Source organism: Rhodanobacter sp. sgz306013 (assembly GCF_057031145.1).
This window is the reverse complement of the sequence record NZ_JBXCIJ010000002.1, coordinates 401,159-414,424: the sequence shown is the minus strand read 5'-3', so window position 1 is coordinate 414,424 and position 13,266 is coordinate 401,159. Positions and strand designations below refer to the sequence as shown.

The following is a 13,266-nucleotide window of genomic DNA, read 5'->3' as shown; positions in this document are numbered from 1 at the left end:
TGCTAGCATTCCGGGCATGACTGAACACGAACCCGCACCGTCTATCGCGCCTGCGTCCACGCCGCGTGCCACGAAACCCGCCCCCCGCGCCGCCGCGCCGCGCGGGGGAAGCGTCGCGCTGGCCCTGCTGCTGGCCTTGCTGGCCTTGCTTGCAGCCGGTTACGTGGGCTGGCGCCAGTGGCAGCAACGGCAAGGCCGTGTCGCCGATGCGCAGGAGCTGGGTGCATTGCAACAGCGCGTGACCGCACTGGAAACCACCCTCGCCAGTGTCAGCGGCGGCCGCACGAACCTCGCCCAGCGCCTGGATGCAACCGACCAGCTCGACCGTGCATTGCAGGCCGCGCAGCAGTCGCAGGGCGATCGCCTGCGCCAACTGGAAGACGCGGTGGGCAAGCTCTCCCAGAGCACGCTGTCCGCGCGCGACACCACCTTGCTAGACGAAACCGAATCGCTGCTGCGCATGGCCAAGGAACGCTACGAGTTGTTCCACGACGCACAGGGCGCGGCGGCGGCCTATGCGCTGGCCGCGCAGACGCTGGCTGCGGTGAGCGACGGCGCGTTTGCAGGCTTGCGGCAGAGCATCGAGGCGGAACGCCGTGCCCTGCTTGCCAGCCAGCCGACCGGCCAGGCCGAGGCGCTGGCAAGGCTCACGGTGCTGCGCGGTGCGTTGCCCACGCTGCCCCTGAAACCGCTGGACGGGCCGGCGGGCGCGTCATCGGCCAGTGCGTGGTCGCGCGTCCGCCGCGCGCTGGCCGGCGTGGTCAGCGTGCGACGCGACAACGGCGCGCCGCTGGCGGTCGCCGATGCGCGCTTCGCCCGTGAACTGGTGGGGCTGGACCTTGCGCAGGCGCAAGCGGCGTTGCTCGCGCACGATCCCGGCGCCTGGGCCGCGGCCTTGCGGCGCGCCGACGACGGGCTCGCCGGTCAATTCGACGACGGCGCCGACGCCGTGCGGCAGGCGCGTGCCACGCTCAAGCAACTGGCCGACGCCTTGCCCGACAATGCGCCAGTGCAGCTCGGTGCCGCACTCACCGAACTGCGCAACCTGCGTGCGGTGCATGCGCTGTCGAACAACCCGGCGCCTGCCGCCAGCGCGGCGGGGGCCGCGCGATGAACCTGTGGCGCTGGATCCTGCTGCTGGTGGCCGTGGCCGTGCTGGCGGCGTTCGGCTGGCACTGGGTGGCGGTCGATCCCGGCTACGTGCTGGTACGTATCCGTGGCTTGACGGTGGAAACCACGGTGGTCGCCGGCGTGCTCATCCTGCTGCTGGCGTGGGCCTTGCTCACCGCGCTGTGGCGACTGCTGCGCTGGCCGTTCGGCGCGCTGTCGCGGCGGCACCGCCGGCTCAGCCGCAAACGCCTGGCCGACGGTCTGATCGCGCTGATGGAAGGCCGCCATGGCGACGCCGAGCGCGACCTCAACCGCGCCTCGCGGCTGGATGCGTTGCGCGGCGTGGCCTTGCTGGCTTCCGCCGAAGCCGCCTCGCGCCGCGGCGAACACGGCCGGGCGCTGGAGACTCTCGCCGAAGCCTCGCAGGCTGCGCCGCAGGCTGCCCGCGTGCTGCGCGCCCGCGTGCTGCGTCGCGACGGCAAGGCCGCGGAAGCGCTGGCCCTGCTGGTGCCTGACGCCGACAAGGCCTCGCTGCCACCCGGTGGCTGGCGCGAAATGGCGCTCTCCGCGCTGGCCGCGGGCGAGACCCGCCGCGCGCTCGCCGCCCTGGAACCGCTGCAGAAAAGCGGGGCACTCGGCACGCGAGGCTATGCCGCGCTGGAGGCGAAGGTGCTGGTCGCCGCCATCGACGCCGCGCCCGACGGCGCCGCGCTCAACACGCTGTGGTCGTCACTGCCCAAGGCCCAGCGCCGTGCCCCCGCCGCCATTGACGCCTACGCGCGCCACGCCGCTGGGTTCGGCCTGGTCCTGCCGGCGATGGATGAACTCGAGTCCGCGCTGCGCCGCGAATGGTCGCCGGAACTGGTGGAAGCCTACGGCGTGCTCGCCGGCGGGGACCTCGAGGCCCGCCTGCGCCGCGCCGAAAGCTGGCTGTCCGACCACCCCAACGACGCGACCCTGTTGCTCGCCACCGGCCGCATCTGCGTGCGCGCCAAGCTGTGGGGCAAGGCCCGCCAATACCTCGAACGCTCGCTGGCACTGGAGCCCGGCGCGGGGGCATGGGAAGCGCTGGGCGACGCCTGGCAAGGCCAGGGCGACGCCGGCCAGGCCCAACGCTGCTACCGCAACGCGCTGGCGATGGCCCGCGGTGAAACCGTGCGCCCGGCGCCAGGCCAGGCCAGCGGCGTGATCGACACCAGCGCCATCGCGGTGGAGGAGCGCGATGAGCATGGAGTGCCGCGGTTGCGGGGGTAAGCGCATGGATGCCTGGTCGTGTATCTCCGGCTCAAGCTGTGACGGTCGGTGTGTCCGTGTGGCTGCATCGGCGCCGGGTGGACGGCCGCTGCCGGCCACTGGCTACCGGCACCCGCGAAATCCAACTGCAGCCCCGACGCAGCCAGCCGGCTCCGGCACCGGGCACCCCATCCAACGGAACCCGGAACGGACCGGTGTGCCCGCCGGGTTCCGCCACTAGGACGCGTGCTGGCCACTGGCTGATCGCAACGCCAGCGGCGCGGCCGGATTCGCGGCTTCCTGCGATCCGCTGCGGGCAGTTCCCGGGACCGGGCTTTTCCTTGCACTCCCAGGCGTTTGGGTGCATAGAGGCCCACGGGCCCCTTGACATACCTTCCGTGTCCCGCCGGCCGCGGCCCGGGCTGGCATCACCCGTCTGGAGCGACCATGGCTACCGCGATCCTGGAGAAGCTTGCTGCTGCCCCCCGTTATCCCACCCTGCGCGTCACCGAGAGTTCGGATGCCGCCGTGCACTGGTGCCACATGCACGCCGACCTGGCCACCTCGCCCGGCCGTGCCTGCTTCAAGCCGGCACTTGTTGCCGACATCCTGCAGTACCAGAACGTCCTGGGCGACCGCCTGCGCCGTGAGCGCATGTTCGGCGAAGCCGGGCTGCGCCATGTGGTGATCGCTTCCGATTGCGATGCGTTCAATCTCGGTGGCGACCTGGAATATTTCTGCGACGCGATCCGCCACCAGAACCGCCCGGCACTGCTGACCTACGCCCGGCAGTGCGTGCGCGGGGTGCATGCCTTCCATGCCGGACTGGATGCCGATGCGCACAGCATCGCCCTGGTGCAGGGCGACGCGCTGGGCGGAGGCTTCGAGGTCGCGCTGAGCTGCCACACCATCGTGGCGGAGGAAGGCGTCGGCATGGGGCTGCCGGAGGTGCTGTTCGACCTGTTCCCCGGGATGGGGGCCTATTCCTTCCTGTGCAAGCGGATCCCGCCGCACAAGGCCGAACAGCTGATGCTGAGTGGCGATGTACTGTCCAGCGAAGAGCTTTACAAGATGGGCCTGGTGGATGTCCTGGCGCCACGCGGACAGGGCGTGCAGGCGGTCGAGGAGGTCATCCGTGGCAACCGCCGCATCCCGCACGCGCGCATGGCGATGCATCGGGTCAGGGCGCTGGCGCAGCCCGTGACGCTGGAGGAGATGATGGCCATCACCGAGATCTGGGTGGACACCGCGCTGCAGCTCGGCGAAAAGTCGCTGCGGACCATGGAGCGGCTGGTGCGCGCGCAGTACCGCCGGCATGGCGAACCGACCGCGGTGCAGGCCTGATCATGGCTGCTGCGGGTTGTCCTCGCGCGCGGGTGTCCAGCTCCCGCGCGCTTGCAGCGCTTGTTCGCCGTCGTGCAGGCGCTGGGTCAGGCTTTCGCAATGGCGCCGCCAGTCGCGATCCAGCTCGAAGGCGGTCATCCGCATCAGGGCGCCGCTCAGGCCGGCACATTGCACCAGGCCGAGATTCCCGGCGATGCCCTTCATGGCATGGGCGTGCTCGCGGAACTGCTCCCAGTCGCCCTCGGCCCCGGTCTGGCGCATCCTTGCCAGCGCCACCCGCGCGTCGGCGATGCATTGGCTGATGAAGTCGGCTTCGAAGGCCTTGCCCATGCCGAGCGACGCGAGTTCGTCCAGTACCGAGGGGTCCAGCACTTCCGCGGAAGAAGCATGCGCGACCGGGTGCGGGCTCTCCTGTTCCTCGCCGTCCCCGCCATTCAGGATCGCGGCGATGGCGTCGAGCAGTCTTCCGGCGGCAAAGGGCTTGGTGATGAACGCGCGGGCACCGGCGTCGCGGCAGGCCTGGGCCGACTCGGGGGTGGCATCGGCGCTGATGATCACCACCGGGGTGCGGGCGCGCGAGCCCGCTTCCATCACGCGCAGCTGACGCAGCAGGTCGATGCCGCTCAGCGACGGCATGTGCAGGTCCAGGAGTGCCAGTTCGAAGCCGCCGCCTGCCAGGGCATCGAGCGCGACTTCGCCATCCTCCACCGTCATCACCCGGTGTCCGGCCTTCTGCAGCACGCCCTGCAGGAGCAGGCGGTTGGCGGCGTGGTCGTCGGCGACCAGGACGCGGGCCGACTTGATCCGTGCGCGATGGCGCGAGAACGGATCGGCAAACGCGATGACGTTGTGCGCGCTCGACGGGGAAGGCGACATGCGTGCATCCGCGGTCTGCGGCGCGGCGCTGCCGGATGTGCGCGCTGACTCGACGGCGAGTTCGAATGGCAGCTCGACCCAGAAGCTGCTGCCGACGTTCTCGTGGCTTTCGAACCCGATCGATCCCCCCATGGCCTCGGTCAGGCCCTTGGCGATCGTGGTGCCCAGCCCACTGCCCTGGTGCTTGCGGACCAGGCTGTTGTCGACCTGCTCGAAGGCCTCGAACAGCCTGGCGCGCGCCGACGCGGGAATGCCGATGCCGGTATCCGACACCGTGAAACGCAGGCGTACCTGCCCTGCGCCGACCACGGCCGATTTCGCCACCGTCATGTGGACCTCGCCCGACGCGGTGAACTTGATCGCGTTGCTGAGCAGGTTCACCAGCACCTGCTGCAGGTGATGGGCGTCGCCGCGCAGCTGCGTCGGCACTTCCCGCATCACCGTCACCGCGTAGTCCAGCCGCTTCGAGCGCGCCTCGGGGCGCAGCATCAGGTTGATCTGCTCCAGCAGGGCATGCAGGTTGAAGCTCTCCTGCTTCAGCCGCAGCTTGCCGGCCTCGATCGCCGAGATGTCCAGCACGTCCTCCACCAGCGCCAGCAGCGAGCGGCTGGCGGCCTGGATGGTTTCCAGGTAGCCGCGCTGCTCCGCGTCCAGCCGGGTGCTCGCCAGCAGCTCCGACATGCCCGACAGCCCGTTCAGCGGCGTGCGGAACTCGTGGCTCATGTTGGCGAGGAAGCGGCTCTTGGCCAGGTTGGCGCGCCGGGCTTCCTCGATGGCGGCGGTCAGCGCCTTGAGCAGGGCGGCGAAATACAGCGGCACCGCGACGAGGCCGAGCAGCAGACCCCAGGACAGATAGCGGTTCTGCAGCCAGTAGGGGGTGAATGTCATCATCTCCGCGAACGACAGTGCAGCCAGTGCGGTGGAGACGTACAGGTAGCGCGGCCCGTAGCGCATGCCGTTGCCGATCGTCACCCACAGGTATGCCGCGTACAGCGGGGAGGCCGATTCGCCCTGCAGGTACATCACCCCGCCGATCGCCGCATAGTCGGCGAGCATCCCCAGCCAGCGCCGCAGTTCCGACGGCTGCGGCGCAACGAGGATCGCGGCCAGCAGGCCGATCGACAGGCCCAGCTCACCGAGCAGGATCAGCCAGGTCGAGAACAGCGCCGGGGTGTCGTTCCCCCAGCCGACCTTCCAGCCGAGATAGATCGAGAACAGCAGGGTGATCGCGATGCGCACGAATACCTGCGCATGCTCGCTGTCCGCGCGTCCGCGGAGCCGCAGGCGCACCCAGGCCAGGGCCGGGCGCAAGCTGTCAACGCCAATCGCGATGGAGCGGAACATGGGAATAGCGTTCGCAGATGCCGTGCAGTCGCGGCAGGTTGTCCATCAGGGCGCGCACGCAGGCCGGATCCAGCAGCGCCCCGCTTTGCGTACCGATGTATTCGAGCGAGCGCTCGATGCTCCAGGCCTCCTTGTACGGGCGTGGCGACAGCAACGCGTCCAGCACGTCGGCTACGGTGGTCACCCGCGCCTCGATCGGGATTGCCTCCCCCGCCAGCCCGTCCGGGTAGCCCTTGCCGTCCCAGTGCTCGTGGTGGCGCAGCGCAATCTGCGCGCCCGCCTGGATGAAGCGGTTCTGGCTGTCCTGCAGCAGCTGGTAGCCGATGCGCGGGTGCTGCTGCATGCGCGCTCGCTCCTCCGCGTTCAACGGACCCGGCTTCATCAGGATCGCATCGGGAATGGCGATCTTGCCGATGTCGTGCAGGGGCGCCGCCAGCTCGATCGTGCGCACCTGTTCCTCCGGCAGCCCCAGGCCCTCCGCGATCAATCCGGCCACGTGCGCCATGCGCTCGAGGAAGGCGCTGGTGCCGGCGTCGCGGAGCTCGATGGCCCTGGCGAGTCGCGACAGCGTCTCGCGCTCGCGCTCCTCGACCTCGTGCATGCTGGCGAGCAGCCGCTGCTCCAGCGACAGCGAGCGTTGCTTGATCGATTCCGACTGCTGGCGTAGCTGCAGCAGGTTGCGGCAGCGCGCGCGCAACTCGCGCGGGTGGACCGGCTTGACCAGGAAATCAATCACCCCGGCATCCAGTGCCGCCTGCCGTACCGGTTCGTCACCTACCACGGTGATCAGCACGATCGGCACATCCCGGTTCCGCAGCGGCTTGCGAAAGGTCTTGGCCAGCTCCAGCCCGTCCATGCCCGGCATGCGGTAGTCCAGCAGCAACAGGTCGGGCCGGTTGTCCTCGCACCAGTCCAGCGCCGCCTGGGGCGCGCCGAAATCGTGCACGACAAGCTGCGGCCCGATGTCCTGCACGATATGCCGCAGCATCGTGCGGGCCGAAGCCTGGTCGTCGACGATCACGACATCCATGCAATCCTCCTTTCAGCCAGAACGCAGGAAGGCGCGATGCTCGGCATCCTCCCCGCAATCCGGCGCCTTGGCAAGGGCCGGTGGTGCGGTTTGGCCACCCAAACAAGCGCGGTTGGAAACAACGGGGGCGGGGGTTGATCTCCGATATCGGCAGCCTTGCCGCCGGCTGGAATCGTTACGGCCTACAAGGGCGTGAGATTGGCGTACGCCGCCACCAGCCATTTGCTGCCTGCATCCGCGAAATTCACCTGCAGCCGAGTGTGTGCGCCGCTGCCCTCGGCGCTGACCACGACGCCCTCGCCGAAGCTGGGGTGGCTGACGCGCTGGCCGAGTTTCACCGGCAGATCTTCCTGCAACGGGGCGCCATCCGCGTAGCGGCCGGCGCCAGCGTAGAGCGGGCGGCTCACCTGCACCCGCGGACGCACCTCGTCGATCAACTCGGCGGGCATTTCGGCGAGAAAGCGCGAGGGGCGGGCCAGCATCTCGGTGCCGTGCATGCGGCGCGATTCGGCGTAGCTGATGACGAGACGCTCGCGTGCACGGGTGATCCCAACGTAGGCGAGCCGGCGTTCCTCTTCCAGCCGTCCCTCGTCCTCGGTGGAGCGCTGGCTGGGAAACAGGCCCTCTTCCAGTCCCACCAGGAACACCAGCGGAAACTCCAGGCCCTTGGCGGAGTGCAGGGTCATCAGCTGCACGCAGTCATCCCACGCCTCGCCCTGGCCCTCGCCGGCCTCCAGCGCGGCGTGCGAGAGGAAGGCGGATAGTTCGTCGAGGCCGGCGTCGGCGTCCTCCTGGGTGCGCTCGAAGCGGCTGGCCACGTTGACCAGTTCGTCGAGGTTCTCGATGCGCGCCTCGCCGTTGCCGCGGCTGTCCTTCTCATAGTGGTCGCGCAGGCCGGTGTGGGTGAGGACGTGATCGATCTGTTCGGCCAGCGGCAGGCCATGGCTCGCGTCTTCCGTGGCGGCTGGCCTGAAGTCGCGGGCCATGCCGTCGATCAGCGCGAGGAAACCCTTCACCGCATTCTTCGCCCGGCCGGCCAGCTGGCTGCCGCCGAGTTCGGCCAGCGCAGCTTCCCACAGCGAGCCGCCGTCGTGGCGGGCGCGGCGGCGCAGCACGTCCAGCGTGCGGTCGCCGATGCCTCGCGCAGGAGTGTTCACCGCGCGCTCGAACGAGGCGTCGTCGTGGCGGTTCGCGGTGAGGCGCAGGTAGGCCAGCGCATCCTTGATCTCGGCGCGCTCGAAGAAGCGCTGGCCGCCGTAGACGCGGTAGGGAATGCTGCGCTGGGTGAGCTGTTCCTCGAAGTTGCGTGACTGCGCGTTGGAGCGGTAGAGGATGGCGCAGTCCTTCGCGCTGCCGTGCTCGGCGATGTATTCGCGGATGCGCTCGACCACGAAGCGTGCCTCGTCCTGCTCGTTGTAGGCGGCGTACAGCGCAATGCGCTCGCCCTCGCCACCCGCCGTCCACAGCTCTTTGCCGAGGCGGCCGCCGTTGCGCGCGATCACCTGGTTGGCGGCCTTCAGGATGGTGGCGGTGGAGCGGTAGTTCTGCTCCAGCTTGATCGTGCGCGCGCCAGGGAAATCCTTGAGGAACTGTTGCATGTTCTCCACCCGGGCGCCGCGCCAGCCGTAGATCGACTGGTCGTCGTCGCCCACTGCGAAGACCTTGCCCGCGTGGCCGGCGAGCACCCGGATCCATGCGTACTGCAGCGTATTGGTGTCCTGGAATTCGTCGATCAACAGGTGCCGCCAGCGCTGCTGGTAGTGCTCCAGCACGGCGGGGTTTTTCAGCCAAAGCTCGTGGGCGCGCAGCAGCAGCTCGGCGAAATCCACCAGGCCGGCGCGGCGGCAGGCGTCCTCGTAGGCCTGGTAGATGCGTGCCAGGGTTGCAGTGACGGGATGGTCGCGGTGCTCGACCGCGTCGGGGCGCTTGCCCTCGTCCTTCCAGCCGTTGATGGTCCAGGTGGCCTGGCGCGGCGGGAAGCGCGCCTCGTCCAGGCCCAGTCCCGCGACCACGCGCTTCACCAGCCGCTGCTGGTCGTCGGCGTCGAGGATCTGGAAGCCTTCCGGCAAGCCGGCTTCGCGCCAGTGTCGGCGCAGCAGTCGGTGCGCGATGCCATGGAAGGTGCCCACGGTGAGGCCCTGGGTGCCGCCGGGAATCAGCGACTCCAGCCGCGCACGCATCTCGCCGGCGGCCTTGTTGGTGAAAGTGACAGCGAGGATCGCCCACGGCGGTACGCGTTCCACCTGCATCAGCCAGCCGATGCGGTGGGTGAGCACGCGGGTCTTGCCGGAACCGGCGCCGGCAAGGACGAGGTAGTGGCCGGGCGGGGCGCAGACGGCTTCGCGTTGCGCGTCGTTGAGCGAGTCGATCAGGTGCGAGACATCCATCGCACCCATTGTAGCGACTGTGGTGCTCAGCCCTTCTTGAGGAAGCCGCCGATGGCCAGCAGCGCGCCCACCACGATGCCGGCGATGCCCAGCCATTGCGGGAAAGCCTTGTCGCGGGTGGCGGTGAGCTTGGCCGAGCCCAGTTGCACCAGGGTGTCGGTGGTCTGGTAGCTACCGTGGCCGAAGACCACCCACAGGCCGGCGACGAGCAGGACGAGGCCGACAACGATCAGGAGAAGGCGCATGGGTTCTTCCGACGATGAAGCGGGCTTCGAGTATGCCGGTGTGGCTCGTGCAGATGAAGTGCGGGGCAAAGAAAAGGCCCCGAAGGCCAGGGGGTGCCTTCGGGGCCGGGGAGGCGGAAACCCAGGGGAGAGGTTCCGCGTCCGGGTGGCTGTCCAGGGAGGTGACCAGCCGTGGATGCCGTTGCGTGCATCCGATGATTGAGAACGCGCAAATCCGGAAAAGTTCTACCGCCGACGCGAAAAAAAGTCAGGTTCGATTCATTTCACGGAAACCCAACAACCGGGACGGGTTCAATGCGCCTCGTCCCAGTTCGCGCCCACGCCCACCTCGACCAGCAGCGGCACGGCGAGTTCCGCGGCGCCCTGCATGCGCTCGCGTACGGCCTCGCGCACCTCGTCAACCGCGTCGGCACGTACCTCGAACACCAGTTCGTCATGCACCTGCATCAGCATGTGGGCATCGTCGCGGTCCTTCAGCCAGGCGGCCACGGCAATCATCGCGCGCTTGATGATGTCGGCGGCGCTGCCCTGCATCGGCGCGTTCACCGCGGCGCGCTCGGCGCCGGCGCGATGCGCCTGATTGCGCGACTGCAGGTTTTCCAGGTAAAGGCGACGGCCGAAGATCGTTTCCACGTAGCCGTCGCGGTGCGCCTGCTCCCGGGTGGCCTCCATGAAGGCATGCACGCCGGGGTAGCGGGCGAAGTAGCGCGCCATGTAGTCACCGGCTTCGCCGCGGTCGATGCCGAGCTGGCGGGCGAGGCCGAATGCGCTCATGCCGTACATCAGGCCGAAGTTGATCGCCTTGGCGGCGCGGCGCTGGTTGCCGCTGACTTCCTCCGGCTTGAGGCCGAACACTTCGGCGGCGGTGGCGCGGTGCACGTCGCCGCCCTCGTGGAAGGCCTTCAGCAGGCCCTCGTCGCCGGAGAGGTGGGCCATGATGCGCAGCTCGATCTGCGAATAGTCCGCCGCCATCACCCGCCAGCCCGGCGGCGCGATGAAAGCCTGGCGGATACGCCGGCCTTCCTCGGTCCGCACCGGGATGTTCTGCAGGTTCGGGTCGGTGGAGGAGATGCGCCCGGTGGCCACCGCACCCTGGTGATAGCTGGTGTGCACGCGGCCGGTGCGCGGGTTCACGGTACTTGCCAATTTATCGGTATACGTGGAGCGCAGCTTGGCGAGACCGCGGTAGTCGAGGACCAGTCTCGGCAGCGCGTGCGCATCGGCGATCGCTTCCAGCGCTTCCTCGTTGGTGGAGGGCTGGCCGGTGGGGGTCTTCAGCTTGGCGGGCAGGCCCAGCTCGTCGAAGAGGATCGCCTGCAGTTGTTTCGGCGAGTCGAGGTTGAATTCGCGTCCGGCTTCCCTGTAGGCCTGCTGCTGCAGTTCCAGCATGCGCTTGCCCAGCTGCTGGCTCTGCTTGCGCAATTCGTCCACGTCGATCAGCACGCCGCGCTGCTCCATGCCGGCCAGCACGGGAATGAGTGGAATCTCGATCTCTTCGTACACCTTGCGCAAGGACGGCACGCTTTCGAGCATGCGCCACAGCGCGCGGTGCAGGCGCAGGGTGATGTCGGCGTCCTCGGCGGCGTAGCGGCAGGCGGTGTCCAGGTCCACCTGCGAGAACGAAATCTGCTTCGCGCCCTTGCCGGCCACTTCCTCGTACTTCACGGTGTCGTAGCCGAGGTATTTCTTCGCCAGCGAATCCATGTCGTGGCGCGTGGCGGTGGCGTTCCACACGTAGGATTCCAGCATGGTGTCATGGCGCACGCCGGCCACCGCGATGCCGTAGTGCGACAGGATGTTGATGTCGTACTTCGCATGCTGGCCCAGCTTGGGCCGGTCCGCGTCCTCGAAAACGGGCTTCAACGCGGCGAGCACCGCGTCGCGGGCGAGCTGCGCGGGCACTCCAGGATAGTCATGGGCCAGCGGTACATAGCAGGCCTTGCCCGGTTCTACCGCCAGCGACAAGCCCACGATCTCGGCCAGCATCGGGTCGAGCGCCGTGGTCTCGGTGTCGAAGGCGATCAGCGTTGCGTCGCGCAGCTTGTCCAGCCAGCCGTCGAGCTGCGCCTGCGTGGTGACGAGTTCGTATTCGCCGGGCGCGGCGAGATCAAGGCCCCTCTCCCCCGGGGAGAGGGGTTGGGGCGAGGGTTCGGCTGTAGCGCGAGGCGCCGTCGTACCCTCACCCCGGGCCCCTCTCCCGGCGGGAGAGGGGAGCGAAGCATCCACGCTGGCATCGAGTTCCTTCAGTGCCGCCTTGAACTCGTAGCGGGTGTACAGCTGGCGCAGCGTCGCCGTGTCCGGCTCGCGCAGCGCGAGGTCGGCGGGGCCCTGTTCCAGCGCCACGTCGGTCTTGATCGTCACCAGTTCGCGTGACAGCGGCAGTCGCGGCAGCACGGCGCGCAGGCTCTCGCCGATCTTGCCGCCCACCGCGTCGGCGTTGGCGATCACGCCATCCAGCGAACCGTATTCGGCCAGCCATTTCGCGGCGGTCTTGGGCCCGCACTTGGGCACGCCGGGCACGTTGTCCACCGTGTCGCCGACCAGGGCGAGGTAGTCGACGATGCGCTCGGGCGGCACGCCAAATTTCTCGATCACGCCATCGCGGTCCATCGTGGTGCTGGTCATGGTATTGACCAGGGTGACGCCGGGACCGACCAGCTGGGCCATGTCCTTGTCGCCGGTGGAGATCTCCACCTTGATGCCGGCGCGCTGCGCCTGCACGGCGAGCGTGCCGATCACGTCGTCGGCCTCGACGCCGCTGATGCGCAGGATCGGAAAGCCCAGTGCGCCCACGATCGCCAGCATCGGTTCGATCTGCGCGCGCAAGTCGTCCGGCATCGGCGGCCGGTTCGCCTTGTAGTGCTCGTACAGCTCGTCGCGGAAGGTGGGCCCGGAGGCGTCGCTGACGAAGGCCAGGTAGTCGGGCTTCGCCTTCAGCGTGGCGCGCAGCATGTTGACCACGCCGAACAGCGCGCCGGTAGGTTCGCCTTGCGCGTTGCTCAGCGGCGGCAGCGCGTGGAAGGCGCGGTACAGGTAGGACGAACCGTCGATCAGGATGAGCTTGGGCATGGGCGCATTCTTGCACGCGAGGCGCAGGAAAGCCGGTTCACGGGCGGGCTGCGGGCACGCTGCTATGCTTCGGCTCCCCATCGAGGTCGCCGCCATGAAATACGCTGCCAGCCTGCTCGCCCTCACTGCCTTCGTCGCGCTGCCGGTCTGTGCGCAGTCCTCCGGCCAGCAGGCGCCGAAGTTCGCGCCGGCGCCCCCGCCGCCGGGCATGAACGACCCGGGCGTGCAGGCGGTAGCGCCGCCCGCCAGGCCGGCCGCGGCCAGCAGCGGCGGCAGCACCCCGGCCGAGGTCACCGCCACACCGGTGCCGGGCAAGCCGATCCCCCTGCCGGGTGACAAGGCGAAGGGCGACGACGCCAAGGGCGAGCCGCCGCCGGATGTCACGGTGCACACCGAGGGCGATGCGGTCTACCAGGAGTACCGCCGCGGCGGTCGCGTCTACATGGTGGTGGTCACGCAGAAGAACGGGTTGTCGTACACCTACATGGTGGACAGCAATGGCGTGATGCGCGCCACCGACGGCGCACCGCCGGTGCGGCCGGTGATGTACAAGATCCTGGAGTGGGGCGGCAGCAAGCCGGCCACGTCCGGCAGCGGCAACGACAACGGCCGCTGAGCCGCGGTTGTC

General features: G+C 69.0%; 9 protein-coding genes. 4 read left to right on the top strand and 5 right to left on the bottom strand.

Annotated features, from left to right (window positions below):
* Positions 1-16: 16 nt before the first annotated feature.
* The 3 genes from AC2EWF_RS06865 to AC2EWF_RS06855 all read left to right on the top strand — a co-directional run bounded on the left by AC2EWF_RS06865 (position 17) and on the right by AC2EWF_RS06855 (position 3,687).
* Entirely contained in the window at positions 17-1,114 is a 1,098-nt protein-coding gene (locus AC2EWF_RS06865; protein ID WP_483638620.1) for a uroporphyrinogen-III C-methyltransferase, read from the top strand.
* On the top strand, positions 1,111-2,364 hold the full coding sequence (locus tag AC2EWF_RS06860) for a heme biosynthesis HemY N-terminal domain-containing protein (protein ID WP_483638619.1): 1,254 nt from the start codon (positions 1,111-1,113) through the stop codon (positions 2,362-2,364). Before AC2EWF_RS06865 ends, AC2EWF_RS06860 begins: the two co-directional genes overlap by 4 nt.
* Before the next feature lie 426 nt (positions 2,365-2,790).
* Positions 2,791-3,687 carry a crotonase/enoyl-CoA hydratase family protein gene (locus AC2EWF_RS06855; protein WP_483638618.1) on the top strand — a complete coding sequence of 299 codons (897 nt, stop codon included), beginning with the start codon at positions 2,791-2,793 and terminating at the stop codon, positions 3,685-3,687.
* On the opposite strand, the gene AC2EWF_RS06850 is transcribed toward AC2EWF_RS06855, so the two are convergent.
* From AC2EWF_RS06850 to polA, 5 genes are all read right to left on the bottom strand, one after another.
* Positions 3,688-5,874, bottom strand: coding sequence for an ATP-binding protein (locus tag AC2EWF_RS06850; protein ID WP_483639120.1), 2,187 nt, complete (start codon positions 5,872-5,874; stop codon positions 3,688-3,690).
* Between the two features lie 4 nt (positions 5,875-5,878).
* The gene (locus AC2EWF_RS06845; protein WP_483638617.1) at positions 5,879-6,937 is read right to left on the bottom strand and encodes an HD domain-containing phosphohydrolase; all 1,059 of its coding nucleotides are present in this window, start codon (positions 6,935-6,937) and stop codon (positions 5,879-5,881) included.
* Positions 6,938-7,119: 182 nt separating this feature from the next.
* Positions 7,120-9,324 (bottom strand): DNA helicase II, encoded by a 2,205-nt coding sequence (gene uvrD / locus AC2EWF_RS06840; protein ID WP_483638616.1) that lies wholly within the window; start codon positions 9,322-9,324, stop codon positions 7,120-7,122.
* Between the two features lie 26 nt (positions 9,325-9,350).
* A complete protein-coding gene (locus AC2EWF_RS06835; protein ID WP_483638615.1) occupies positions 9,351-9,569 on the bottom strand; it encodes a hypothetical protein in 219 nt (72 codons plus the stop codon).
* A gap of 291 nt (positions 9,570-9,860) precedes the next feature.
* Entirely contained in the window at positions 9,861-12,638 is a 2,778-nt protein-coding gene (gene polA, locus AC2EWF_RS06830; protein WP_483638614.1) for a DNA polymerase I, read from the bottom strand.
* A gap of 94 nt (positions 12,639-12,732) precedes the next feature.
* Between polA and AC2EWF_RS06825 the strand changes: the two genes are divergently transcribed.
* Positions 12,733-13,254: a DUF2782 domain-containing protein gene (locus AC2EWF_RS06825; RefSeq protein ID WP_483638613.1), complete on the top strand. Its 522-nt coding sequence runs from the start codon at positions 12,733-12,735 to the stop codon at positions 13,252-13,254.
* The last annotated feature ends 12 nt before the right edge of the window (positions 13,255-13,266 follow it).